The sequence below is a fragment of the Sphingobium sp. ba1 genome (assembly GCF_000743655.1).
Lineage (GTDB): Bacteria > Pseudomonadota > Alphaproteobacteria > Sphingomonadales > Sphingomonadaceae > Sphingobium.
This window is the reverse complement of the sequence record NZ_JPPQ01000069.1, coordinates 2602232-2628432: the sequence shown is the minus strand read 5'-3', so window position 1 is coordinate 2628432 and position 26201 is coordinate 2602232. Positions and strand designations below refer to the sequence as shown.

The 26201-nt window shown below is 63.9% G+C and carries 23 protein-coding genes; 17 read left to right on the top strand and 6 right to left on the bottom strand.

What is annotated here, in order from left to right; genetic code table 11:
* Together IL54_RS15915 and IL54_RS15910 are read right to left on the bottom strand one after the other, a co-directional pair.
* A partial coding sequence (locus IL54_RS15915) for an acetate--CoA ligase family protein (RefSeq protein WP_237748954.1) occupies positions 1-1573 on the bottom strand: 1573 nt, incomplete at its 3' end.
* Between the two features lie 100 nt (positions 1574-1673).
* Positions 1674-2135 carry a MarR family winged helix-turn-helix transcriptional regulator gene (locus IL54_RS15910; protein ID WP_037476844.1) on the bottom strand — a complete coding sequence of 154 codons (462 nt, stop codon included), beginning with the start codon at positions 2133-2135 and terminating at the stop codon, positions 1674-1676.
* A 125-nt stretch (positions 2136-2260) separates the two neighbouring features.
* On the opposite strand from IL54_RS15910, the gene IL54_RS15905 reads away from it, so the two are divergent.
* From IL54_RS15905 to IL54_RS15830, 16 genes are all read left to right on the top strand, one after another.
* Positions 2261-3679, top strand: coding sequence for an aldehyde dehydrogenase family protein (locus IL54_RS15905; protein ID WP_037476843.1), 1419 nt, complete (start codon positions 2261-2263; stop codon positions 3677-3679).
* 313 nt (positions 3680-3992) lie between these two features.
* The gene (locus IL54_RS15900; protein ID WP_202807673.1) at positions 3993-5207 is read left to right on the top strand and encodes a DUF1624 domain-containing protein; all 1215 of its coding nucleotides are present in this window, start codon (positions 3993-3995) and stop codon (positions 5205-5207) included.
* 331 nt (positions 5208-5538) lie between these two features.
* On the top strand, positions 5539-7671 hold the full coding sequence (locus IL54_RS15895) for a TonB-dependent siderophore receptor (protein ID WP_037476841.1): 2133 nt from the start codon (positions 5539-5541) through the stop codon (positions 7669-7671).
* A gap of 101 nt (positions 7672-7772) precedes the next feature.
* Positions 7773-8699, top strand: a complete 927-nt coding sequence (locus tag IL54_RS15890; protein WP_037478908.1) for a 2-hydroxyacid dehydrogenase — start codon at positions 7773-7775, stop codon at positions 8697-8699.
* 239 nt (positions 8700-8938) lie between these two features.
* Positions 8939-9607 (top strand): haloacid dehalogenase type II, encoded by a 669-nt coding sequence (locus IL54_RS15885; RefSeq protein WP_037476840.1) that lies wholly within the window; start codon positions 8939-8941, stop codon positions 9605-9607.
* Positions 9608-9614: 7 nt separating this feature from the next.
* Entirely contained in the window at positions 9615-10898 is a 1284-nt protein-coding gene (locus tag IL54_RS15880) for an NAD(P)/FAD-dependent oxidoreductase (protein WP_037476839.1), read from the top strand.
* Positions 10895-12439 carry an ABC transporter substrate-binding protein gene (locus tag IL54_RS15875; protein ID WP_037476838.1) on the top strand — a complete coding sequence of 515 codons (1545 nt, stop codon included), beginning with the start codon at positions 10895-10897 and terminating at the stop codon, positions 12437-12439. The genes IL54_RS15880 and IL54_RS15875 overlap by 4 nt, the downstream gene beginning before the upstream one ends.
* Positions 12439-13419: an ABC transporter permease gene (locus tag IL54_RS15870; protein ID WP_202807672.1), complete on the top strand. Its 981-nt coding sequence runs from the start codon at positions 12439-12441 to the stop codon at positions 13417-13419. Before IL54_RS15875 ends, IL54_RS15870 begins: the two co-directional genes overlap by 1 nt.
* Positions 13416-14243: an ABC transporter permease gene (locus IL54_RS15865; RefSeq protein WP_037476837.1), complete on the top strand. Its 828-nt coding sequence runs from the start codon at positions 13416-13418 to the stop codon at positions 14241-14243. The genes IL54_RS15870 and IL54_RS15865 overlap by 4 nt, the downstream gene beginning before the upstream one ends.
* Positions 14240-16051, top strand: a complete 1812-nt coding sequence (locus IL54_RS15860) for an ABC transporter ATP-binding protein (protein ID WP_037476836.1) — start codon at positions 14240-14242, stop codon at positions 16049-16051. Before IL54_RS15865 ends, IL54_RS15860 begins: the two co-directional genes overlap by 4 nt.
* Positions 16048-16353, top strand: coding sequence for a (2Fe-2S)-binding protein (locus IL54_RS15855; protein WP_037476835.1), 306 nt, complete (start codon positions 16048-16050; stop codon positions 16351-16353). Before IL54_RS15860 ends, IL54_RS15855 begins: the two co-directional genes overlap by 4 nt.
* A complete protein-coding gene (locus tag IL54_RS15850) occupies positions 16335-17711 on the top strand; it encodes an FAD/NAD(P)-dependent oxidoreductase (protein WP_037476834.1) in 1377 nt (458 codons plus the stop codon). Before IL54_RS15855 ends, IL54_RS15850 begins: the two co-directional genes overlap by 19 nt.
* Positions 17708-18841, top strand: coding sequence for an NAD(P)/FAD-dependent oxidoreductase (locus IL54_RS15845; protein WP_037476833.1), 1134 nt, complete (start codon positions 17708-17710; stop codon positions 18839-18841). Before IL54_RS15850 ends, IL54_RS15845 begins: the two co-directional genes overlap by 4 nt.
* Before the next feature lie 19 nt (positions 18842-18860).
* A complete protein-coding gene (locus tag IL54_RS23155) occupies positions 18861-19019 on the top strand; it encodes a DUF2256 domain-containing protein (protein WP_037476832.1) in 159 nt (52 codons plus the stop codon).
* Between the two features lie 52 nt (positions 19020-19071).
* Complete coding sequence (locus IL54_RS15835; RefSeq protein ID WP_037476831.1) at positions 19072-19803, top strand: SDR family NAD(P)-dependent oxidoreductase; 732 nt, start codon at positions 19072-19074, stop codon at positions 19801-19803.
* 43 nt (positions 19804-19846) lie between these two features.
* Entirely contained in the window at positions 19847-20281 is a 435-nt protein-coding gene (locus IL54_RS15830; RefSeq protein WP_037476830.1) for a DUF3429 domain-containing protein, read from the top strand.
* Here IL54_RS15830 and IL54_RS15825 read toward each other — a convergent pair.
* Both IL54_RS15825 and folE read right to left on the bottom strand, forming a co-directional pair.
* Positions 20278-21252 carry an NAD(P)/FAD-dependent oxidoreductase gene (locus tag IL54_RS15825; RefSeq protein WP_037476829.1) on the bottom strand — a complete coding sequence of 325 codons (975 nt, stop codon included), beginning with the start codon at positions 21250-21252 and terminating at the stop codon, positions 20278-20280. The two genes, IL54_RS15830 and IL54_RS15825, sit on opposite strands and share 4 nt — an antisense overlap.
* Before the next feature lie 4 nt (positions 21253-21256).
* On the bottom strand, positions 21257-21868 hold the full coding sequence (gene folE / locus IL54_RS15820) for a GTP cyclohydrolase I FolE (protein WP_037476828.1): 612 nt from the start codon (positions 21866-21868) through the stop codon (positions 21257-21259).
* Positions 21869-22003: 135 nt separating this feature from the next.
* Here folE and IL54_RS15815 point away from each other — a divergent pair, with 135 nt between their 5' ends.
* The gene (locus IL54_RS15815) at positions 22004-22591 is read left to right on the top strand and encodes a PAS domain-containing protein (RefSeq protein ID WP_202807671.1); all 588 of its coding nucleotides are present in this window, start codon (positions 22004-22006) and stop codon (positions 22589-22591) included.
* Between the two features lie 4 nt (positions 22592-22595).
* Here IL54_RS15815 and IL54_RS15810 read toward each other — a convergent pair whose 3' ends face one another.
* Both IL54_RS15810 and IL54_RS15805 read right to left on the bottom strand, forming a co-directional pair.
* On the bottom strand, positions 22596-25352 hold the full coding sequence (locus tag IL54_RS15810) for a hybrid sensor histidine kinase/response regulator (RefSeq protein ID WP_081912936.1): 2757 nt from the start codon (positions 25350-25352) through the stop codon (positions 22596-22598).
* A 90-nt stretch (positions 25353-25442) separates the two neighbouring features.
* Positions 25443-26201 (bottom strand): AarF/UbiB family protein (locus IL54_RS15805; protein WP_237748910.1); only part of this gene is annotated, 759 nt, incomplete at its 5' end.

The following is a 26201-nucleotide window of genomic DNA, read 5'->3' as shown; positions in this document are numbered from 1 at the left end:
GCACGACCGGATAGCCGAGGCGGTCCGCTGCCAGCACCGCCTCTTCCAGCGTCTGCGCCAATGCGAAGGCGGGGAAGGCAATGCCGCGCGCGCCCATAATCTCCTTGGAGCGATATTCGGGGATGGTGCTGCCCACCTGCGCCAGATCGGCGACAGGTTCGGCGTTGAGCGGTTCAGCCGCGAAATCACGCGCAGCCGCTGCGCTGATCCGCGCCAGCGCGCGGACGGCGCGCTCGGCGGTGGGGAGATAGGTCGCGCCCGCTTCGCGCAGCGCCGCAATGTCCGCATCCAGCACGCCGCCGCCTTCATCGACGCCACCGATGATGATCGGCTTGGTCGGACGCAACGTGGCGAGGGCATCCAGCACGGCGGCGAATTTGATGTGCGATGTCGCAGGTGCCGTCTGGATCAGCGTCACCAAAATCGTGCCGATACGGTCATCGTTCACCAAAGCGGACAAGGTGCGGCCATAAAGGCCCGGATCGACCAGCCCCTGCGCGGTGACATCCAGCGGGTTGGTGACCGGCACGAAATCGGGCAGGGCCGCGCGCAACGCCGGGCTGTCGGCATCGCTCAGGGCGGGCAGGTCCAGTTCGACCACTTCGGACAGGTCGAGCATCATCGCCTTGAACGCGCCCGATTCCGCGATGACGCCAGTGCCACCCGTGCCGATCGCTGCGTTGCGCGCCAAAATCTCGACCACGTCGCCCAATTCTTCGAGCGAGTCGACCAGGATCACCCCGGCGCGTTCGACATGCACCGCCATGACGGCATGATCGCCCGCCATCGCGCCGGTATGGGTGGCGGCGCTCGCCGCGCCGGCGGCGCTGCGGCCAGGATGGAGCAGCACGACTTGCTTGCCCGCTGACCGCGCAGCCCGCGCGGCGGCGAGGAAACGGGCGGGGTCGCGAATATGTTCGGCGATCATGCCGATGACGGCCGTGTCGGGCTGGTCGACCAGATAGGCGAGATAATCTTCGATCCCGCTGGCCGCTTCATTACCGGTGGAGATATAGCAATTCAACGGCACGTCGCGATGGATCATCGTCGTCGCCAGTACGGCGGCCATCGCGCCGGATTGCGACACGATGCCGACGCGCCGGTCGCCCTGCGCACGCGCTTGGGGCATGTCGATGAAGGTCAGCGAGACATTGTCGCGGAAATTGACGAGGCCAAGGCAATTGGGGCCTTCCACCACCATCCCCGCGTCGCGGGCGATCCGGGCGATTTCCTGCTGGTCGGCCAGCCCCTGCGGGCCATCTTCGGCAAAACCAGCCGAAAAGATCACCGCTGCGCCCGCTCCGCGCCGGGCTAGGCCGCGCATCGCGTCCAGCACGCCGACGCGCGGGATCGCGAGAATCGCGGCATCGACGCCTTCGGGCAGGTCATCGACCGACGCAACGCATGGCCGCCCGCCAATCTCTGTACGCTTTGGGTTCACCAGATGAATGGCCCCGGCAAAGCCCTGCCGTTCCAGATTGGCCAGCACCGATGCGCCGAGCGCACCCGGCTTGTCCGATGCGCCGATAATCGCCACTGATCGCGGCCGCAGCAGCCGGTCCAGGTTCATCATGTCGGTCACGCGCGATCCTCCCCTACAGGCGGCAAGGCTTCGAATCAGCCGCCCAATGTTGGCAACATTGTGCGCCAGGGATACAATTTACGCAACCCGTTTAGGCGATACCAGTGTCCGCTTCGCTGTCCGATATAGGCTCTTCCCCGCTGATCTTGCGCAGCAGCACCAGCAATTGTTCAGCCTCTTCGCCGCTCAAACCCTGGGTCATCCGGGCATCGGACTGATGCACCGCTTCGATCATCGCGCCGATCTGCACTTCCCCTTCGGGCAGGAGGAACAGCGCATTGGTGCGAAGATCCCGCCCGGCCCGCCGTTCGACCAGCCCGCGCTCCTCCAATATGTTGACCAGCTTCATCGCACTGGACCGGTTTACGCTGAGCGCCCGGCCGAGCGCCGTCTGGTCGCAGCCCGGATTATCGCGGATCAGCAGCAGCGCGGTGAACTTGGCCGGCGACAGGTCGAACGGCGCCAGCGCGGCGCGGGCATCCGCCCCCATCACGAGGTGGGCGCGCTGGATCTGATAGCCTATCAATCCGCGCAGATCGGTCCCTTGGTTCATCCGCTCCAATCATCCCTTGCCAATATTGTATCCTTAGCGCACAAATATATGCTACAACGCGCCAGCGCGGAAAGCGATAGCCAAGACGCAAGGCGCGTGACCGGATAATGCAGGAGAGAAGAGCGATGGACCATGATTTCCGCATGCTGATCGATGGCGAATTGACGCCCGGTGTCAGCCAGTTCGACGTCGTTAACCCCGCGACAGGCGCTGCCTTCGCCCAATGTCCCAAAGCGGACGAGGCGATGCTGAACCGCGCCGTCGCCGCCGCCAAGCGTGGCCAGCCCGGCTGGGCGGCTACCCCGATCGAAGAGCGTGCCGCACTCGTCAACCAGCTCGCCGACGCGCTGGAAGCGCGAATCGGCGAATTTGCGAGCCTGCTGACCAGCGAGCAAGGCAAGCCGCTCGATCAGGCGGGCTATGAGATCATGGGCAGCGTCTTCACCCTGCGCGCCTTTGCCGCGATGCGCGTCGAGCCCAAGGTGCTGAAGGACGAGGGCGGTAACCGCGTTGTCGAACATCGCACGCCGCTCGGCGTCGTCGCGTCGATCACGCCCTGGAACTTCCCGGTCATCCTGCTGATGAACAAGCTGGGGCCAGCCTTGGTCACGGGCAATTGCATGGTCGCCAAGCCAGCGCCGACGACACCACTGACCACCTTGCTGTTCGGCGAAATGGCGCAGGCGATCCTGCCGCCCGGCGTCCTCAACATCGTTTGTGACCAGAATGAACTGGGCGCGCTGATCACCGGCCATCCCGACATCGCCAAGGTCGCCTTCACCGGATCGACCGCCACCGGCAAGAAGGTGATGGCATCGTCGGCCGGGACGGTGAAGCGGGTGACGCTGGAACTGGGCGGCAATGACGCCGCGATCGTGCTGGACGATGTCGATGCCCGGCAAGTGGCGCAGAAAGTCTATCAGGGCGCGATGACCAATGCAGGGCAAATCTGCATCGCGATCAAGCGCGCTTATGTGCCCGCCCCCATGTATGACGAATTTTGCGACGAGCTTGCGAAGCTCGCCAAGGCGGCGATCGTCGATGACGGATCGAAGCAGGGCACGACCATCGGGCCAATCCAGAACCAGATGCAGTTCGACAAGGTCAAGGCGCTGATCGACGACGCGCGGACGCGCGGCACCGTGCTGGCGGGCGGCGATGCGCTCGACCGGCCGGGCTATTTCATGCCGCCTACGATCGTCCGCGACCTAGACGACGATGCGCCGCTGGTGCGCGAGGAACAGTTCGGCCCGGTGCTGCCCGTGCTGAAATATGACGATATCGATGATGTGATCGCGCGCGCCAATGACAGTGACTATGGCCTGGGCGGCACCGTATGGGGCAAGGATCTGGCGCGGGCGACCGATATCGCGATGCGGATCGATTCCGGCACGGTCTGGGTCAACCAGCATATGGCGATCGACGCCAACATTCCCTTCCGCGGCGTCAAACAGTCGGGTTTGGGCGCGGAACTGGGCGAAGCCGGGCTGATGGAATATACCCAGGCGCATATCGTCAACGCCATCGCGCTCGAAGACGCCTGAACGGCCGACGGACACAGGCATTATCGGGGGTGAAGGAGCGCAACGCTTCTTCACCCCCTTTTTTTGACATATTCCACCTAGTCATTCGACATATTCGACACTTTCGTTCGTGCAGTCATCATAGCCTCAACCCTTGGGACCAATCCCTGGTTGTGGAGTTTCGGCGCGCATCCAGTGACTGTGTTCCCCACCTCTTCCTGTCGCAATGAAGCTTGCTACTCGGAGGAGGCGAAGCTAGATCATAGATGATACAGGGTATCATGATTGGTTCGGGCGGTGCCGCAACGAACCACGGGGAAAAGGGACAGACGCCATGAGCAGCTTAGCGGGCCACGCGCCCCCCACCGCCTTCAGCCCCGGCGCCACGTCGCCCATGGCCACAGCCCAGGCGCGTACCCGCCTGATCGCGATCGACGCGCTGCGCGGCCTGGTCATGCTGTTCATGCTGGTCGATCATGTGCGGGAGACATTCTTCCTCTACATGCAGGTCACTGACCCGGTGGACGCGAACACGACTGATCCGGGGCTGTTCTACACCCGCCTGCTGTCGACCTTTTGCGCGCCGACTTTTGTCGCGCTCACCGGCCTGTCCGCCTGGCTCTATGGCCAGTCGCACAGCAAGGGGCAGGTGTCGGAATTTCTGCTGAAGCGCGGCCTGTTCCTGATCGTCCTGGAATTTACCGTGGTCGGCTATGCTTGGCCGACGCAGGCGCCCGCCTTCCCACCAACGGCGATTTGGTTGCAGGTCATCTGGGCCATCGGGATTTCGATGATCGCGCTGGCCGCGCTGCTGCACCTGCCGCGCGTCGCCCAGTTTGCGGTGGGCTTGGCCATCGTGTGCCTGCACAATCTGCTCGACCCGATCCGGCTGACGGCCGATCAACCGGGCTATGTCGCCTGGGCGATCTTGCATCAACGCTCGCTGATTGAATTTGACGGCATCGCGGTCAAGACCACCTATCCCATCCTGCCATGGATCGGCGTCATCCTGCTGGGCTACGCCTGCGGGCCTTGGTTCGCCAAGGGTAGCGATCCGCAGCGGCGCATCCGTCGCCTGGCGATGACCGGCCTTGGGCTGGTGCTGGGCTTCGTGCTGATCCGCTATCTCAATGTCTATGGCGACAAGCCGTGGTTCGTTGCGGAAAATTCGACGCGCACGGTCATGAGCTTCCTCGCGCTGACCAAATATCCGCCCTCCTTGCTGTTCCTGATGCCAACGGTCGGCACCGGCTGCCTGCTGCTCGCTTTGTTCGAGAAGTTCGAGAATAGCCGGGTGATGCCGCATCTGGCGCTGCTGGGTGGCGCGCCGATGTTCTATTATGTGTTGCATCTCTATGTGCTCAAGCTGATCTACAATGTCGCGCTGGCGCTCTATGGGCCGACCAAGGGCACGGTGTTCGGGGTCGACAACCTGTCCACCGTCTGGATCTGGGTCGCGCTGCTGATCCTGCCGCTTTACTATCCCACCCGCTGGTTCGCGCAGCTCAAGCAGCGGCGCAAGGATATATGGTGGCTCAAATATCTCTGAGGGCATGAACCCTCCGGGTCGCAGGCCGCCTTCCTTATCGGAGGCGGCCATTTTTCGGGGTTTTCACCAGGATCGATGGCGTAACGACGGGCAGCATTTTCATGCCGTAGGACCACGCGATTCACAATTTTGCGCCGTCCCATGCGCCATGTTTGACGTAATATATCCGTAACTCGACCTAGCCTCAATTCAACAAGAGGTGACGGAAACACCCCGCGGCCCGGCTGCCGATGACAGGACGCAATGTCCGCATCGGACAATAAGAGAAGACCAGCCGGTCCCCGTTTCGCAGGACATTTGGGAACAGCGATTTTTCATAGGGGATCATATCATGCGCACATCATCGGCTCTTCGCCTGGCGCTTATCGCCAGCACCGCCGCCATCACCCTGCCCACCGCCGCCCTTGCCCAGGCTCCGGCCGATAATGCCGAAGGCAACATCATCGTCACTGGCCTCAAGCGCCAATATTTCGGCGATACGCCGGTCAAGGAAATCCCGCAGGCGGTCCAGTTTCTGGAAGGCAAACTGCTCAACGACCTCAACATCACCCGGCTCGATACCGCGCTGGAACTGGCGAGCGGCGTGTCGAAGCAGAATAATTTCGGCGGCCTGTGGGACAGTTTCGCCATTCGCGGCTTTGCCGGCGACGAGAATTTTCCAAGCGGCTTCCTGGTCAACGGCTTCAACGGCGGGCGCGGCTATGCCGGGCCGCGTGATGCCTCCAATGTCGAGCGGATCGAAGTGCTCAAGGGTCCGAACTCCGCGCTGTTCGGGCGCGGCGAACCGGGCGGCACGATCAACATCGTCAGCAAGAAGCCGACCTTCAAGGAAGGCGGCAGCTTCACGGTCGCGGGTGGCAAGTGGAACACCTATCGCGTCGAGGGCGATTATAACATGCCGCTTGGCGACAGCGTCGCCATCCGCCTGACCGGTGCCGTCGAAGATGCCGAAAGTTTCCGCGACACGGTGGAAACCCGCAAATATGTGCTGAACCCGTCCATCCTGGCAAAACTGTCGGACAAGACGATCTTCACCTACGAGCTGGAATATGTGAACCAGGAAGTGCCGTTCGATCGCGGCGTGGTGGCGATCCCGACGGTGACGGCAACCGGCACCACCTATAATTTGGGTGCCATTCCGCAGAGCCGGTTCCTCAGCAACCCCAATGACGGCCCGATCAAGATCACGGCACTCGGCCATCAGGCGCAGTTGCAGCATGACCTGAGCGACGATTGGGTCGTGATGCTGGGCGCGGGCTATAAGGACACGACGTTCGAGGGCTTCTCCAGCGATCCCGAACTAGCGCTTGGTCGTCAGCGGATCGACAATGACGGCCGCACCTTGTCACGCCAGCGCCGCTATCGTGACTATAGCACCACCCATATGGTGTTCCGCGGGGAAATCAGCGGTAAGCTGGAAACCGGGTCGATCGTCCACAATATCCGCGTTGGCGGGGACTGGGACAAGTTTGAGATCGAACTGCTCCAGAACCGCTATCGTCCAACTGTGGCGGACCAATCCTATTCGATCGACATCTTCAACCCCAATTACAATATTCCGGTACCGACGGCGGACAAATATTCGGTGATCCAGAATTCGACCGAAGTGCAGAAGGCCTGGGGCATTTATGCGCAGGACCAGATCGAGATCACCGAGCAGTTCAAGGTGCGCTTTGGCGGCCGCTACGATGATTTCAGCCAGAATATCGACAACCGGCTGGGGACCACCAACCCTGCATCCTACACCAAGTTCAGCCCGATGGCGGGCCTGGTGTTCGAACCGACCAAAAGCCTGTCCTTCTACGCCAGTTATGGCAAGGGGTTCCGGCCGAACAGCGGCGTCGATGTGAACAACAACCCCTTCGCCCCCGAAGTCAGCACAAGCTATGAAGTCGGTGCGAAGTTTGTGACGCCGGACGGCCGCATCACCAGCACGCTGTCGCTCTACAAGATGAAGAAGAGCAACGTCCTGACCGCTGATCTGCTGACCGGCCTGTCGGTGGCGGTCGGTGAAGCCAAGAGCCAGGGCGTGGAGTTCGACATCAACGCCAAGCTGCCCGCCGGGTTCGAACTGTTCGCCACCAATGCCTATACCGATGCAGGCTGGGCGGATGACTATGCGTCCGCTGGGGTGCTCAAGAATGATCCGCTGCTCAATATTCCCAAACATCAGGCCAATGCCCTGTTGTTCAAGAATTTCTCGATCGGCGATCATGAGGCGATGCTCGGCGCGGGCGTGAACCATGTCGGCAAGCGGCTGGGCCAGACGGCGGCAGACTTCTATCTGCCTAGCTACACGATCGCGAAAATCCTGGGCTCGGTGACGATCAACGACCAGTTCAAGCTGTCGGCCAATGTCGATAATCTGTTCGACAAGAAATATTATGCCAGCTCCTATGCGGCCTTGTGGGTGCAGCCGGGTGTCCCCCGCTCCTTCACGATCCGCGGGACGTTTACCTTCTAACCAGGGGCGCGGCGGTCTTCCGCCCTGCTCGACCGTCGGCAACAGCGCCCTCCCGCTGTTGCCGACGGTTTTTCTTTTTGTCCCGCACAAGGATGGCACGCATGACCCTGCTCTACACATCCGATGCCGAACGCGGCCGCATCTGGCGCGCGATTTTCGCGGCCGAAGCGGCGGACGTGGCGTTTGTTGATCCGAGCGACCCGCATGATCCGGCGATGGTCCGCTATCTTGCCGCCTGGAACCCCTCGGCCGACCTGATCGCCACCCTGCCTGCGCTGGACGTGTTGTTTTCGATCGGTGCGGGGATCGACCAGTTCGACATGGCACGCCTGCCGCCGCATGTGCGGGTCGTGCGGATGATCGAGCCGGGCATTCGCCAGGGCATGGTGGAATATGTGACGATGGCAGTGCTGGCGCTGCATCGGAATCTGATCGACCATGGCATTGCCCAGCGCGAGGGACGCTGGAACCCGATCAAGCTGGTGCCTGCCGGGCAACGGCGGGTTGGTGTGATGGGCCTCGGTAATTTGGGGCAGGCCGTGCTGGAGGGACTTGCGTCATTCGGCTTCGCGCTGTCGGGGTGGAGCCGGTCAGCCCACGCCATAGATGGAGTGACTTGCCATGCGGGCGAGGCAGCCTTGCCCGCTTTCTTGTCCAGTTGCGATATCCTCATCTGCCTGTTGCCGCTGACACCGGAGACACGCGGCATCTTGTGCCGGGGTAGGCTGGCGCAGCTGCCTTCCGGGGCCAGCCTGATCAATGTCGGGCGGGGTGGCCATCTGGTGGAGCAGGATCTGCTGTCCCTGCTCGACGAAGGTCATATGTCGGGTGCGGTGCTGGATGTTTTCGACCCGGAACCGCTGCCCGCCGGACATGCTTTCTGGACGCATCCACGCATCATCATGACGCCCCATATCGCCAGCATGACCCGCGCGGACAGCGCCGCGCGCGCACTGATCGCCAATATCCGCCGCCATGAATCAGGCCAGCCGATGGAGGGCGAAGTGGCGCGGGGCCGTGGCTATTGAGGGCGCGACATTCCGTGCCGTCGGCCAGGCATTTTCGTCGGCGGGCCGCACTTTTCCTCGCCCAATTGCGGCGCCTTTGCAGGCACGGCAAACTATGCCGAATAGTGCGCGATAAAAGCCTATAATCTGCGCCGCGCCGCGTCGAAATGGGGTTCATGTTCCGGTGCAGCCATGTCGTAATGTCCCTGTCACACGGCTGCCAAGGCCCCCTGTAAAAGCATACAAAGGACGATCCGCCGATGCCCAATTTCCGGCCCAAATTCATCAGCTTCGACTGTTATGGCACGCTGACCCGTTTCCGCATGACGGAGATGGCGACCGCTTTCATGGCCGATCGCATCGAGGCGGAAAAACTGCCTGCTTTCTGCAAGGATTGGGGCGCCTATCGCTTCGACCAGGTGATGGGGGCATGGGAACCCTATCAAGAGATCATCCGCAATTCGCTGCGCCGGACCTGCGAGAAATGGGGCGTCGCCTATAACGAGGCGGATGCAGACGCCGTGTACAACGCGGTGCCGACCTGGGGTCCGCATGACGATGTGGCCGGTGGCCTGTCGAAGATCGGCGACAAGATTCCGCTCGTCATCCTCTCCAACGCGATGAACGACCAGATCCATCATAATGTCGGGATGCTGGGTGCGCCCTTCCACGCGGTCTATACCGCGCAGATGGCGCAGGCCTATAAGCCCCGGATGCAGGCGTTCGAATATATGTTCGCTCAACTGGGTGCCGTGCCTGAAGACATGATGCATGTGTCGTCCAGCTTCCGTTACGACCAGAACACCGCCACCGACCTGCATTTCGGCTGCCGCGTCTTCGTGGGGCGCGGCCATGAGCCGTCCAACCCCTTCTATCGCGATGTCGAAATCCCGCATATTGGTTGCCTGCCCGCCGTAGTCGGTCTTTGATCGGCTGATGCGCGCTTCCCCCCTCTCCTACTGGCTCGCCAGCGCGCCGCCCTTCACGGGTGGCGCGGAGGGTGGGGTCGAAGGCAAGGTCGACGTCGCGATTATCGGCGGCGGCTTTACCGGCCTGTCAGCCGCGCTAGCACTGGCCAAGCGCGGCGCGCGCGTCGTGCTGCTGGAGGCGGGCCGGGTAGTGGGCGAAGCGTCCGGGCGCAATGGCGGTCAGTGCAATAATGGCACGGCACATGATTATGGTGCCTTGTCCGCCAAGTTCGGCAAGGACACCGCCAAGGCGTGGTATCGGGCGCATTGCGACGCGGTCGATACGGTCGAGCGGCTGGCGCGCGAAGAGGGCATCGATTGCGATTTCAATCGCTGTGGCCGGGTGAAGCTGGCCGCCAAACCCGCCCATTATGACAAGTTGGTGCGGGCGCATGATCTGCTGACGGCCGAGGTGGACAGCAACGTCCGGCTGGTCCCGCCGGAGCAGGTTCGGGATGAAGTCGAGTCCGACACTTTTCACGGCGCGCTGATCCAGACGACCAGCGCGCAATTACATCCCGCCCGTTTCGGTGTGGGATTGGCGGAAGCGGCGGCGCGGGCTGGTGCGCGCATTTATGAGCAAGCCGAGGTAGCAGGTCTCGATCGCCTGCCGCAAGGATGGCAGGTCACATCGTCGCGCGGGACGGTCAGCGCGGACCAAGTGCTGGTAGCCACGGGCGGCGCGCCTGCCGCTGCGCCCTTTGGCTATTTCCGGCGGCGGATCATATCGGTCGGCAGCTTCGTGATCGCGACGGAACCGCTCGATAATGCGACGATCGACCGGCTGCTGCCGGGACGGCGCAATTATGTGACCAGCAAGAATATCGGCAATTATTTCCGCCTGACCCCCGACAATCGCCTGATCTTCGGCGGGCGGGCGCGCTTTGCGATCAGCGATCCCCGGTCGGACCTGAAAAGCGGGCGCATTCTGGAAGAGACGATGGGCGCATTATTCCCGGCGTTGAGGGGCGTGGGCGTCGATCATGTCTGGGGCGGGATGGTCGATCTGACCGCCGACCGACTGCCGCGGGCGGGCGAACAGGACGGGCTCTATTATGCCATGGGCTATAGCGGCCATGGCGTGCAGATGGCGACGCATATGGGGCAACAAATGGCGCGCGTGATGAGCGGCGAGCCGGACGCGAACCCCTGGGCTGATCTGGACTGGCCAAGTGTGCCCGGCCATTTCGGCAAGCCCTGGTTCCTGCCGCTGGTCGGCCTTTGGTATAAATGGCAGGATGTGATCCGTTGACCGACATTCTGTCTCCCCTTTCTCGCCGTGGCCTGATCGGCGCGGGGCTTGGCATGGGTGCCGGGCTGCTGCTGCCTGATGGCGCGCTGGCGGCTGGTCGCCCGCGCCGGGGTGGCCGCATCCGTGCTGCCAGCCTGTCCAGTTCGACCGCCGATACGCTCGACCCGGCCAAGGGCGCCCTGTCGACCGACTATATCCGCCACTACATGTTTTACAGCGGGCTGACCCAGCTCGACGGCCAGCTCAACCCGCGCCCTGACCTCGCCGAGCGGATCGAGAGCGCGGACCAGATCACTTGGCATATCCGCCTGCGCAAGGGCGTGACATTCCATGACGGGGCGAACCTGACCGCGCAGGATGTCGTCTGGTCGTTGCTGCGGCACAAGAACCCGGCGACGGGGTCGAAGATGGCGCAGATCGCCGAGCAGTTCGCGCAGATCAAGGCGACCGGCAAACAGGATTTGGTGATCCGCCTGACCGACCCCAATGCCGACCTGCCCGCCATCCTTGCCCAGTCGCATTTCGTGATCCTGCGCGCGGGGACGAGCGATTTCCGCACCGCCAACGGCACTGGTCCTTATCTATGCGCGCAATTTCGTCCCGGCGTCCGCACGCTTGGGCGGCGCAACCCCAATTTCTGGAAGCCGGGCAAACCCTATCTCGACGAGATCGAGCTGATCGGTATTCCCGACGAGACGAGCCGGGTCAATGCGCTGCTGTCGGGGGATGTTCACCTGATCCTGGCGGTCAATCCACGATCGACCAAGCGCATCATGGCGTCGCCCCGTCATGCGCTGATGGAGACGCAATCAGGGCTGCACACCAACCTCATCATGCGGCAGGATCGCTTGCCGACCGGCAACCCGCATTTCGTCGCGACGATGAAATATCTGTTCGACCGACCGCTGATCAAGCGCGCGCTCTATCGCGGCTATGCGACGATCGGCAATGACCATCCGATCCCGCCTTTCCACCCCTATTATCGCGCCGACCTGCCGCAGCGCGTGCTCGACCTGGACAAGGCGCGCTGGCATTTGCAGCGGTCGGGACTGGATGGCGTGCGACTGCCTATCTATGCCTCGCCCGCGGCGGACGGGTCGGTCGATATGGCGTCGATCCTGCAGGAATATGGATCGCGCATTGGCCTCAAACTCGCGGTCAATCGCGTGCCGGCCGATGGCTATTGGTCGACCCATTGGATGAAGCACCCGCTGGGCTTCGGCAACACCAACCCGCGCCCGACCGCCGACCTGCTGTTCAGCCTGTTCTACAAATCCGACGCGGCATGGAATGAGAGCGGATGGAAAAATCCGCGCTTCGACCGGCTGTTGCTGGAAGCGCGCGGCGAGGCCGACCAGGCGAAGCGTAAACAGCTTTATGGCGAAATGCAGGGGCTGGTTCACCATTATTGCGGGGTCGGCATCCCGGTGTTCATCAACCTGATCGACGGTTACGACCGCCGGTTGAAGGGCATGTTCCCGATCGCGATGGGCGGCATGATGGGTTATCAATTCGCCGAACATGTGTGGTGGGAAGGCTGATGGCGGGCGCGTCCTCCCAAAGCGGTATGGCAGCCGCGCTGATCCTGACCGGCAAGCGTTTTGCGTCGTCATTGCTGACGCTGCTGATGGTGTCGGTCACCATCTTCATCATCGCGCAATTGCTGCCCGGCGATGCCGCGCAGGAGACGCTGGGGCAGAGCGCCACGGCGGATCAGGTGGCGGCGCTGCGCCATGAAATGGGTCTCGATCGCCCCGCCCATGTCCGTTATGTGAGCTGGCTGACGGGGATGGTCAGCGGCGATCCGGGTCAGTCGATGGTCGCCAACATGCCGGTGGCGGAGGTGATTTCCACCCGCCTGCCCAACAGCCTGCTGCTCGCCGCGCTGACCGCGCTGGTTGCCATCCCTGTCGCGCTGGCGATCGGCATCGGGTCCGCCATGAACCGGGGCGGTCGGATAGACCGGGCGCTCAATATCGCCACGCTGTCGATGGTCGCGGTGCCCGAATTTCTGGTGGCGACGATCGCCGTCCTCATCTTTTCGGTGAAGCTGCGCTGGTTGCCGTCGATCGCGATGGCATCGAGCGACATGGGCTGGGGCGACTATCTGCGCGGCGTCGCCATGCCGATCTTGACGCTGTGCGTCATCGTCGTCGCGCAAATGGCGCGGATGACGCGCGCCGCGGTGATCGACCAGATGGACCGACCCTATGTCGAGATGGCGGTGCTGAAGGGCGTCGCGCCGGTGCGGGTCGTGCTGAAACATATCATGCCCAACGCCATCGCCCCGATCGTCAATGCCATGGCGCTCAGCCTCTCCTATCTGCTCGGCGGAGCGGTGATCGTGGAAACCATCTTCAACTATCCGGGCCTCGCCAGCCTGATGGTCAACGCCGTCACCAGCCGCGACATGCCGTTGTTGCAGGCCTGCGCGATGATCTTCTGCACCGCCTATCTCATCCTGATGCTGATCGCGGACGTCACCGCGATCCTCGCCAATCCCAGGCTGCGCGCGCAATGATCGCTTCTGCTCTCAAACGGGCGAAGGCCCTGCCACTGTCGGGCAAGGTCGGCCTGGCGCTGGTCGTCTTCTGGCTGCTCGTCGCGCTGTTCGGGCCGATGCTGGCCCCTTATCCGATCGGTGCCTTCGTCGCCTATGATGTGTTCGACGGACGATCGGCGGACCATTGGCTGGGGAGCGACTATCTCGGCCGCGATGTGCTGAGCCGCCTGCTGTCGGGCGCGCGTTATACGGTCGGCCTTGCGGCGGCGGCGGCTTTGCTCGCCAGCAGCACCGGCACCGCGCTGGCGCTCACGGCGGCGGTCGGCGGAGCGAAGGTCGATGAACCGCTGTCGCGTTTCATGGACATGCTGATTTCGATCCCGTCGAAGATTTTCTCGCTGGTGCTGGTCGCGGCGTTCGGATCGTCGCTGGGGCTGTTGTTGCTGATCGCGGCTTTCACCTATGTACCGGGCAATTACCGCATCGCCCGCGCGCTGGCCGTCAACCTGGCGCAGATGGATTATGTGCAGGTCGCCAAGGTCCGGGGCGAGGGGCGGTTCCATATCGCCATCGCCGAAATATTGCCCAATATGATCCATCCGCTGCTGGCCGACTTTGGTCTGCGCTTCGTCTTCATCGTGCTGCTGCTGTCCGGTCTGTCGTTCCTGGGGCTGGGCGTGCAGCCGCCGGACGCGGACCTGGGGTCGTTGGTGCGCGAGAATATTTCCGGATTGGGCGAAGGGGCGCTGGCAATTTTGGCACCGGCTGTTGCGATTGCGACGCTGACCGTCGGCGTCAACCTGCTGATCGACGCGCTGCCGGGACAGGGAAAGGGTCGATGAGCGAATTGGCACCCCATGTCGAAGTGCGCGGCCTGACCGTCACTGCGCGCAACCCCGCGGGTGAGATTTTCCCGATCGTCAGCGATATCGACTTCGCGTTGAAACGCGGCGAAGTGCTGGCGCTGATCGGGGAATCGGGGTCGGGCAAGACGACGATCGCGCTGACCTTGCTTGGCCATGCCCGGCCCGGCGCACGGATTGCGGGCGGGTCGATCCGCGTCGGCGATGTCGATCTCACCACGCTGGATCGCAGCGCATTGGCGCAGCTACGCGGCAATCGCATCGCCTATATCGCGCAGTCGGCGGCGGCGGCGTTCAACCCGTCGCGCACCATCATGGAGCAGGTGATCGAGCCTGCGCTAATCCACGACCTGATGCCGCGCGCCGACGCCGAGGCGAAGGCGGTCGAGCTGTTCCGGGGCCTTGCCCTCCCCTTCCCCGACACGATCGGGTCGCGCTATCCGCACCAATTATCGGGTGGGCAGTTGCAGCGGTTGATGGCGGCGATGGCGCTGATCACTGATCCTGAACTGGTCATATTGGACGAGCCGACCACCGCGCTGGACGTCACGACCCAGATCGAAGTGCTGCGCGCCTTCAAGGCGGTGGTGTTGGAGCGGGGTGCTACCGCCATCTATGTGTCGCACGACCTGGCCGTGGTGGCGCAAATGGCCGACCAGATCGTCGTGCTGAGCCAGGGCCGCATACAGGAAGCGGGCGCGGCTGCGCAGATCCTCCACGCGCCTGCGGATGACTATACCAAGACGCTAATGGCCGCCGCGCGTCCGGCCATCCGCCCGGCCCCGGTAAAGGCACAACTGCCCGCTGCCCCGCTGCTGGAAATCAAAGGGCTGACCGCGGGCTATGGCAAGATCGACAAGGAGGGGCGGCCGCGCATTCCAGTGTTGCGCGACATCAACCTGACGATCGAACGCGGCGCGACTTTGGGCGTGATCGGCGAGAGCGGATCGGGAAAATCTACCATCGCGCGGGTGATCGCCGGGCTGCTGCCGCCTGCCAGCGGGCAGGTGTTGCTGGATGGCGAGCCATTGCCACCGGGCCTGAAAGGCCGCAGCCGCGAGCAATTTCGGCGGGTGCAATTGGTGTTCCAGAATGCCGATACGGCGCTCAATCCGGCGCATAGCGTCGGGCGCATCTTGGCGCGGCCGCTGGCCTTTTACCACGGGTTGAAGGGCAATGCCGCGCATCTGCGGGTGCTGGAACTGCTCGACCTCATCCGTCTGCCCGCGACGCTGATCGACCGGCCGATCGGTGGCCTGTCGGGTGGGCAGAAGCAGCGGATCAATCTGGCGCGCGCGCTGGCGGCTGACCCGCAACTCATCCTGTGCGACGAAGTGACTTCGGCGCTCGATACGGTGGTGGGTGCGGCGATTTTGGAGCTGATGGCGGAATTGCGCCGGGAACTCGGCATCGCGACGATGTTCATCAGCCATGACATTTCGACGGTACGGGCGATCTGCGACGACATTCTAGTGCTTTATTCGGGCACGATGGTGGAGACGGGGCCGCGCGCGGCGTTCGAGACCGCGCCTTTCCATCCCTATACCGATCTGCTGATCGGCTCCGTACCGGAAATGCGGGCTGGCTGGCTGGAGGAAAGCCATGCCGGGGCCGCGCCGCCGCCGATCGGCGCTGTGAGCGATCATCCTGATCTGTGCCGTTTTCTGCCGCGCTGCGCCGCGCGGGTGGATGGGCTGTGCAACACGACCCCGCCGCCCCGCCACCTGCTGGCCAAGGGCAGCCGCATCCTATGCCATCATGGAGATGAAAGTTTGATCCCGTCATGAGCCGTTTCGTTCGCCTGGGCGAAACAGACCGCCCCGGCCTGACCGTGCATGTCGATGGCGCGCCTGTCGCCGCGCTGGAGGGGGACACGCTGATGGTCGCGCTGCTGAGCCAAGGCGCGGCCTTGCGCCAGTCCGAATTCGGACCGGAAAAGCGGGCTGGATTTTGCCTGATGGGGGCATGCCAGGATTGCTGGGTATGGACCGAGGGCGGAGACCGCCTGCGCGCCTGTTCGACGCTCGCCGCGTCGGGCCAGCGCATCCTCACCAGCCAGCCGGAGGCGTCATGGCCGAACCACGCATAATCATCGTCGGTGCCGGGCCAGCGGGCACGCGCGCGGCGAAGGCCTGTGTGCAGGCGGGCATCCGGCCGGTCGTGCTGGATGAGGGACAGCGCGACGGCGGGCAGATTTATCGCCGCCAGCCCGACAATTTCACCCGGCCCTATGCCAAGCTCTACGGCACCGAAGCGCCACGGGCGCAGGCGCTGCATGAGACGTTCGACGGGTTGAAGGGCAAGATCGATTATCGCCCGGAAACGCTGGTGTGGAACATCGCCGATGGCCATGTGCGGACAGCGACCCGGACAATGGAATCGGCTTTACCCTTCGACGCGCTGCTGCTCTGCACCGGGGCGACGGATCGGTTGATGCCGGTCAAGGGCTGGCAATTTGCCGGAGCCTATAGCCTGGGCGGGGCGCAGGTGGCGCTCAAGAGCCAGGCGGTGTCGATCGGCCATAAGGTCGTTTTCATGGGGTCGGGACCGTTGCTCTATCTGGTCGCGAGCCAATATGTGCAGGCGGGGGCCGATGTCGTCGCGGTGCTTGATACCGCGCCTTATAGCGCGCGGATCAAGGCCTTGCCCGACCTGCTGGCGGTGCCCTCGGTATTGTGGAATGGCGTGGCGCTGACTTTGGCGTTGAAGCGCGCGGGGGTGATGGTCCGCAATAACGTCAAGCCGTTGGAAATATTGGGTAATGCTGAGGATGGCGTCAGCGGCATCCGCTTCCGGGTTGGTGCTGGCGCCGAACAGACGATCGCGTGCGATGCCGTGGCGATGGGGTATCATCTGCGGCCCGAAACCCAGTTGGCAGACTTGGCGCGCTGTGCGTTCGCTTTCGATCCGGTCACCCGCCAATGGCTGCCCGAGCGCGACGGCGACGGGCGGTCGAGCGTCGCGGGCGTCTATCTGGCGGGCGATGGCGCGAAGATATTGGGCGCGCGATCGGCCGAGGCGAGCGGGCGGCTGACGGCGCTGGCAGCCCTGAGCGATCTGGGCCTGCCGGTGGACAAGGGTGAGATGGCGTCGCTGCGCGGCGATGTCGGCACCTATGCCAAATTCGCGCGCGGGCTGGCCACCGCCTTCCCCTGGCCCGCAGAACAAGCGGGCGCGCTGCCCGATGAGGCGATATTGTGCCGGTGCGAGGGCGTGACCGCGGGCGATCTGCGCGCCGTGATGCGGGAGACGGGGGCCAAGGAAGCGAACCGGGCCAAGGCGTTCAGCCGGGTCGGCATGGGACGTTGCCAGGGGCGTTATTGCGGGCTTGCTGCGGCTGAACTGATCGCGGCGCAGGCGGACATTCCGGTCGAGCAGGTCGGGCGCCTGCGGGGGCAGGCGCCGGTCAAACCGCTTAATATCAGCATTGGAGACACGGACGCATGAGCGCCGCCAGCGACGTCATCATCGTGGGCGGCGGCTTGATGGGATCGTCCGCCGCCCTGTTCTTGCGCGGCCATGGCCTGTCGGTCACGCTGCTGGAAACCGACCTGATCGGACGGCAGGCGAGCGGCACCAATTTCGGCAATGTCCGGCGACAAGGACGCCCGATCCACCAATTGCCGCTGGCCAACCGCGCCATCGATATATGGCGCAGGTCGCGCGAACTGCTGGGCGCGGATGTGGAATATCTCCAGTCCGGGCATATCCGCGTCTGCTATCGCGAACGGCCTGAACTGGTCGGGTCGATGGAGGAGTATGCCGACAAGGCGCGCGCCGAAGGGCTGGAGCTTGAATTGCTCAGCGGCAATGCGCTGCGCGACAAATTCCCCTTCTTCGGGGCCGATGTGCTAGCCGGTTCCTATTCGGCGACCGACGGCCATGCCAATCCGCGCCTGGCCGCGCCCGCCTTTGCGCGGGCGGCCGAGCGGCTGGGCGCGGTGATCTATGAGCATACGAAGATCGTGGACGCGCAGAAGATCGGCGAGGATTTCGTGGTCAGCGCAGCAGACGGGCGGACCTTCCGCGCGCCCATATTGCTGGTGACGGCCGGCGCCTGGGGTAATGCGCTGTCGTCGCAATTTGGCGAGCCGGTGCCGATCGTCCCGCGCGGCCCCAATATGAGCGTTACCGAACCCGTGCCCTATGCCATCCTGCCCGCCGTGGGCGTGATGACGCCAGTGGAAGAAGAGACGGTCTATTTCCGGCAGGTCGCGCGCGGCAATATCATCCTGGGCGGCAGTACGCGCGGGCCATCCTTCCCCGACCAGTATCGCGCCTATGTCGAGCCGCAAAACACGGTCAGCCAGTTGAAGCATATCCGGCGACTGGCACCGGCGCTGGGCAAGCTCAACATCATCCGTGTCTGGTCGGGCATCGAGGGCTATCTGCCCGACAGCCAGCCGGTCATGGGGCCAAGCGCGACGACCAGCGGGCTTTATTATGCGTTCGGCTTTTCGGGGTCGGGGTTTCAGATAGGGCCGGGCGTGGGCGAGACGATGGCCGAGATTATCGCCAAGGGCGCGACGGACATTCCGATCGCACCCTACACCATTGGCCGCTTCGCGAGCGTCTGATTTGCGCTAAGGTCCGCTGATGACGGACAAGCGCTATACCAAATCGACCCTGCCGGAGAAGATCTGCGCGGCGTGCGGGCGGCCCTTTGCCTGGCGCAAGAAATGGGCGCGCGACTGGGATGAGGTGAAGACCTGTTCCGAGCGGTGCAAGGGCGACTTGCGGCGCAAGAGCCGATGATGCCCGATCGGCCATCTGGCCTGTGCGCGCTGCACCTCGCAAGGCCATTGCTATGATGGATATCTCCCCTACCCCGGTTGCCGCCTGCATATTCGGCGCGAGCGGCGGCATCGGCGCGGCGTTGGCGGCGCAGCTCGCCGCGAGCGACGCGATTTCGCTGGTTCATGCGGGTGGGCGCGGCCCGGTGGCGCAGGGTGCGAAGATACGCCCCTTTACGTTCGATCTGGAGGATGAAGGCTCGATCGCGGCGGCGGCGCGGGCGATGGACGATGCGCCGCCCCGGATCATCATCGTCGCGACCGGCCTGTTGCATGGCGACGATCTGCGGCCCGAAAAATCACTGCGCGACCAGAGCGGTGACGCCTATGCGCGGTTGTTCGCGGTCAATGCAACTGGCCCGGCGCTGATCGCGAAACATATGCTGCTGCGGCCGCCGCGTCAGGGTCGGCTGGTCTTTGCCGCATTGTCGGCGCGGGTCGGGTCGATCAGCGACAATCGGCTGGGCGGGTGGCACGCCTATCGCGCGTCGAAGGCTGCGCTCAACATGATCGTCCGCAACATCGCGATCGAACTGGCGCGGATCAACCCGGAGGCCATTGCCGTCACGCTACATCCCGGCACGGTGGATAGCGGATTGTCGCAACCTTTTCAGCGCAATGTCGCGCCGGACAAGCTGTTTCCGCCGGAGCTATCGGCCCGGCACTTGCTGTCGGTGATCGATGGGCTGGGACCGGAGGCGTCGGGCCAATGCTATGGCTGGGATGGCGCGGTCATTCCGTTCTGACGGATCGAGAGGAAGACGGCGGATGCGTGGGGCAAAGGATAGGATGGATGGGTCCGCCCGGCTGCTCGGTTATAGCGGGCTTTTGCCGCAGATTGCCGCCATCGGCACCATGCTGACAGGCGGGCCGGAGCTATACTGGACAGCGATGGCGGTGGCCTATGGCTATGCGGCCTTCATCTTTTCCTTTCTGGGCGGTGTATGGTGGGGGCTGGGCCTGGCGATCGCGCAGCCGCCGCGCTGGATATTCGTGGCGGCGGTTATGCCCAGCTTGATCGCGCTTGCCACCTATCTGCCCTGGGTGCTGGGCTGGGACTGGCCGCGACCGTCGTTGTTTATTTTGGCGGTGGCGCTGATCGCCTCACCTCTGGTCGATCGCCTGATCCTGCGCGGACGCGCAGGCTTTGGCGGATGGCTGCAACTGCGCTGGCATTTGTCGCTGGGGCTGGGCGGTCTGACGCTGTTGGCGGGGCTGCTTTAGCCGCGCCGGGCGATCCCCATTGCGCCATCATCCTGCGCCAGGCCCAGCATTTCCCCGGCCAGCGCCCTGCCCGACTGCCAGGCCTGTTCGACAAAGCCATGCGCCAGCCAGTCGCCGCACATGCCGATTTGCAGCGCAGGGTTCCATAGCGCATTGGCGAAACAGCCCGAAGGCGTCGCATAGCGCCAGCGATGTGCCATGCGGACCACCGGCGTCGGCAGGGTAAGGCCGGTGGCATGGGCCAGACCGTCGAGCAGCAGGGTGGCAATCCGGTCGGCATCTTCCTCCAGATGCGCCGCAGACCAGTCCGCCGATCCCTGCACCACCCAGGCCTCCGGCCCGGTCCGGCCCGGCTTTGCACTGTTGCGGACGGCCCAGCCGATCGGCCCGATATGGCGGATCATGTCGGGGCCGATGTCGAGCGGTTCGGCAAAGGCGAACATCCCCGCCCAGCAGGGTTGCGAGCCGACCGTCATGGCCAGCCGGGCCATTTGAAAATCATGGAGCGATATGAGGGGCAACGCCTGTTCGACCGGCACGGCGATGACCACGGCGTCGAACGGGCCAAAGGGTCTGTCCTGGCCCCGGCACCACCAATGGCGGCCATCATGGGTGACGCCTGCAATCGGGCAGTTCCAGGTTACGGGATGCCGTTCGGCCATCGCCTTGATCGGCGCATTCATGCCGGGCGTGCCGACCCAGGCGTCGCGCCCGGCGACGGGCCAGGGCGCAACGACGCCCTGCGTGTGCCATTCGCTAACCAGCTGGCGGAACGCCGCGCCGCGCGCGGTGAAGTGCGAGGCGCCATGGTCGAAGGCGATCGTGCCGAGCGGGCTGTCGCAGCGGCGGGTGGACATGCGCCCGCCCGGCCCGCGCGCCTTGTCGAACAGAGCCGGTTCATGGCCTTCTTCCCGCAAGGCATCGGCGCAGGACAGTCCCGCCATGCCAGCGCCGATTACTGCGACCCGCATCAGCTCAATATCCCATTAGCGCCAGCAATTCCTTACGGCTGCCGACATCGGTCAGGAAGCAGCCGAGCAGGCGGCTGGTGACCATGGAGACGCCCGGCGTCCGCACGCCACGCCCGGTCATACAGCCATGCTGCGCCTCTATCACCACCGCAACGCCATGGGGTTGCAGATGATCCCAGATGCACTGGGCGACATCGGCGGTCAGCCGTTCCTGCACCTGCAGGCGGCGGGCATAGCCATGCAAAACGCGGGCGAGCTTCGATATGCCGACGACCCGGTTGCGCGGCAGATAGGCGATCGACGCCTTGCCGGTGATGGGGGCCAGATGATGTTCGCAATGCGAATGAAAGGGAATATCCTTCAGCAGCACGATTTCATCATAGCCGCCGACATCCTCGAACGTCCGGTCGAGGTGCAGGGCGGGATTTTCCTGATAGCCGCTGCAATATTCCTGCCAGGCGCGGGCGACCCGCTTGGGGGTATCGACCAGGCCTTCGCGGTCCGGGTCGTCGCCTGACCAGCGTAACAGGGTGCGCACCGCCTCCAGCACCGTATCGGGGATGATTTGCGTGTCGGACTCGTCAAACGCGTCATGATCATGCAACATGAAGTTCATCGGGCACCCCTCGATCCGTCATTGCCACGACCTTCGTGCCGCTGCGTCTGGTCAACAATGCCGCTAAGGGGGGTAGTGCCACAACATGTCCAACCGGGCATGGTGCATCAGCCGTTTACGGGATTAAGATTACGCATGTCCTTAGTAGAAATGATCGCCAACAGTCCGGTCGCGACAGTCATCAGCAATCCGCGCCTGCCCGATAATCCCATCATCGAATGCAATGCGGCATTTATGGAACTTACAGGGTTTAGCCGTGATGAAATCGTCGGGCATAATTGCCGCTTTCTGTCTGGGGCAGACACGGAACCCTGGCTGACCGAGACATTGCGCACGGCGATCCGCCAGCAACGGCCAGCGCTGGTGGAAATATTGAATTACAAGAAGAACGGCACGCCGTTCCGCAATGCCGTGCTGGTTGCGCCGATCTTCGACGAGGAAGGCGTGCTGGAATATTTTCTGGGGTCGCAGGTCGAGGTGATGGACCCGACGATCGGCATCGTCGCCCGCCGCGCCCAGGCCCATGCGCAGATTTCGCGCCTGTCCGTGCGGCAGCGCGAAGTGTTGATGCTGATGGCGACGGGCAAGCTCAACAAGCAGATCGCCTATGCGCTCACCCTGTCGGAGCGGACGGTCAAGATGCACAAGGCCGCGCTGCTCAAGGCACTGGGCGTAACGACCAGCGCCGACGCTATCCGCCTGGCGGTGGAAGCGGGCTACTGAGCGGTCAGTCCTTCTCCACCTCCCGCATCGGTTGGGGCGCGGGCGGGATCAGTGCTTCGGGATCGGGCCGCAAGTCATGCGCGCGCATCGCGGCCTGGACAGCCTCGATCAGTTGGACCGCGTCATAGGGTTTGTTCAGCACCATGTCGCCGGGCAGGGCGTCGCGCGCGGCGAGTTGCCCGTCGCCCGTGGCAAACAAAATGGCGATCGTGCCGCGTTGAGCGCGGGCCGCTTCGGCGAGCGCCACACCCGACGCGCCGGGCAGATGCAGGTCGGTCACCAGCACGTCCACCGGCGCCGTCTGCAAGGCCATCATCGCGTCTTCGGTGCTGCCAGCCTCGATTACCAGGCATCCGGATTTTTTGAGGATTTCGGCGGCATGTTGGCGGATCAAAGCGTCGTCATCGACCAGTAGCACCGTCGCGCCGATCCGTGCTGTGGGGGTGTCGCCCGGCTGCTGCGCGATGGCGTTGCGTTGCCGCTGGTTATCGAGGACGTGCCGCAAGCGCCGCGCCAGCGCTTCGCGGGTATAGGGTTTGGAAAGAAGTTCGACCCCGGCGTCCAGCTTGCCGCCATGGACGATGGAATTTTCGGTATAGCCCGACGTGAAGAGGACGGCGAGATTGGGCAGCCGTTCGCGCGCCTTGCGCGCGAGTTCCGGGCTTTTGAGCGGGCCGGGCATCACGACATCGGTGAACAATATGTCGATCGGCATGCCGCTTTCGATGACGATGAGGCCAGCCGCCGCGTCGGGGGCCTTGAGGACATTATAGCCAAGGTCGGTCAGCACCTCGACCACGGTGGCGCGGACCTCCTCGTCATCCTCGACCACCAGCACAGTTTCGGTGCCGCCGCTGATCGGCCCGCTGTCCATCTGGACCTCGGCATCTTCGCTTTCGATCGAGCGGGGCAGATAGAGGCGGACGGTCGTGCCTTCGCCGACTTCGGAATAGATTTTCACATGGCCGCCCGATTGTTTGACGAAGCCGTAGACCATGGAAAGGCCAAGGCCCGACCCCTTGCCTTCGCCCTTGGTCGAGAAGAAGGGTTCGAACACCTTGGCAAGAATGTCGACGTCCATGCCGGAGCCGGTGTCCGACACCGCCAGCATGACATATTGGCCCGGCGTCACTTCATCATGCGCGCGGGCATAGTCGGCGTCGAGATGGGCATTGCCAAGTTCGATGGTCAGGCGCCCCTGCCCGTCCATCGCGTCGCGTGCGTTGATGGCGAGGTTCAGCAGCGCATTTTCGAACTGGGCCGGATCGATAAAGGTGTTCCACAGGCCGCCGCCCACGACGGTTTCGATCTCCACGCCCTCGCCGATCGCGCGGCGCAACATGTCGTCCATACCCCGCACGAAGCGGGTGGCGTTGACGACGCGCGGTTCGAGCGCCTGCCGCCGCCCGAAGGCGAGCAACTGGCTGGCGAGTTTGGCGCCGCGCGAGACGCCCGCCATCGCGTTGTTGATCCGCTTTTCGACGCGCGGATTGTCCGCCGCATCCTTGGCCAGCAATTGCAGATTGCCCGATATGATCTGCAGCAGATTGTTGAAGTCATGGGCGACGCCGCCGGTCAGCTTGCCGATCGTCTCCATCTTCTGCGCCTGGGCGAGCTTGGCCTCCGTCCGCCGCCGTTCGTCGATTTCCGCGATCACGCGCGCTTCGAGCGTTTCGTTGAGTTGGCGCAGTTGGTCTTCGGCGCGTTCGCGATGGCGCACCTGCCGCGCCAGCATGTCGGCCTGTTCGCGCAAGGCGGCTTCGGCTGCGCGCTGGTGGGTGATGTCAGTGTGGACGCCGACCCATTCCATGATCTCGCCCGCGTCGCTGAGGATCGGCAGGGCGCGGATGGCGCAGACGCGCCACATGCCGTCATGGCGGCGCACGCGGTGTTCATGGACATACATGCGCTTGGCAGCGACCGCTTCGTTCCAGCTGCGAATGCTGTCGGCCTGATCGTCGGGATGGACCGCATTGGCCCAGCCAAAATCCTGATACTCGTCATAGGATTGGCCGGTGAGCGCGGCCCAGCCGGGTTGTTCGCCGACCATCCGCCCGTCTGCGCTGTTGCTCCATAATACGCCATGCACCGCCTCCATCGCCATGCGGAAGCGGCTGTTACTGAGCGACAGGTCGGCTTCGAACTTGGCGCGGACGCTATTGTCGATACAGGTACACATCACCCCGCCGACCGTGCCGTCGCCATTGAAGACGGGCGTGTAGAACAAGTCGAAAATGACGGTTTGCGACACGCCACCCCGGTTGAGAACCAAGGGTTGTTCCAGATAGGAGAGGTTTTCGCCTTTAAGCCCGGCTTCCAGCACCCGCTGGTTGAAGTCCCAGATTTCCGGCCAGACGCCGCGCACCGTCCCGCCCAGCGCGGCGGGGTGGTTCGCGCCTGCGATCTGGGCATAGGCGTCATTATAGAGCATGACATGGTCCGATCCCCACATCAGTACCTTGGCCACTGGCGAATTGACGATATTGCCGACCGTCGCGCGCAATTCGACCGACCATGTCGCAATCGCCCCCAGCGCGGTCGAGGCCCAGTCGAAGCGGCGGACGATGGCACCACATTCGCCACCGCCGAAGGGCCAGCCCGGCAGCACCGGATGGGCCGCCTGTGCGCCATCGCGCAGCGCCTGCAAACCGGCGAGCAATATCGCGTCGGCATCGGCATAGACGCCCTTGGCAATCTGATCGGCGATGAAGCCGTCCCATTCGGGCGTCAGGGCGATGCTGCGAGTCTGGCGGATGGTCATCGTCCGGCGCTGCCGCGATGACGGGAATGTGTCAACTCATGTCACGGAATTTGCGCCGAACCGTGGGCCGCCATGTCCCAAAATCGGCCGCTAGTCCGGCGCCACCATCCCCGCGACCATATCCACCAGTGGCAGGCGGGCCTGCATGCGGACGGCGAGCAACGCCGTGCCGCTGACCTTGCGCTGGACGAACATGGTTTCGACCGGCGGCAGGTGCCAGCTGGCCGTATCGGCCACGACCGGCGTCGCCTGCTCGCGGAGGCGCGCGACGAAGCTGCGATCGGCGAAGTCGAACAGGCCGGGGCGCAGCACATGGGCGATGATCGTGTCGATCATGGCATCGAGCGCCGCGCCATGCCGCGCGACAAGGGCGGGCGACACGAAGCCCACATCGATGAGCGCCGCGCGCAGACCATCCCTGTCGCCCGTCAGGCCAGCCCGCAACAGCGTGCGATAGGCGTTGGTCGTTTCGGGCGGCACCGGGCGCGCGGCACCGAAGTCCAGCAACACGATTTCCCCGCTTTCAGGGCGCCAGCGATAATTGGCGAAATTGGGGTCGGTCTGCATATGGCCGAAGACGAAGAGTTCGTGCAGCACCAGATCAAGCAGTGCGGCCATCGACCGGTCGCGCACGTCCTGCGATGCGTCGGCGAGCGTGTCGATCGAGTCCGCTGCGATATAATCCATCACCAACACCTGGTCCGTGGTCCAATCGTCGAGCGGACGGGGCACAAGGAAGCGGGGGTCGTCTGCCAGCCGATCGGCATAGAGCTGCATCTGCCGCGCTTCGCGTAGATAGTCGGCCTCTTCATGCAACTGGACCTTCGCCTCGCCCAGCAGCGGTGCGAT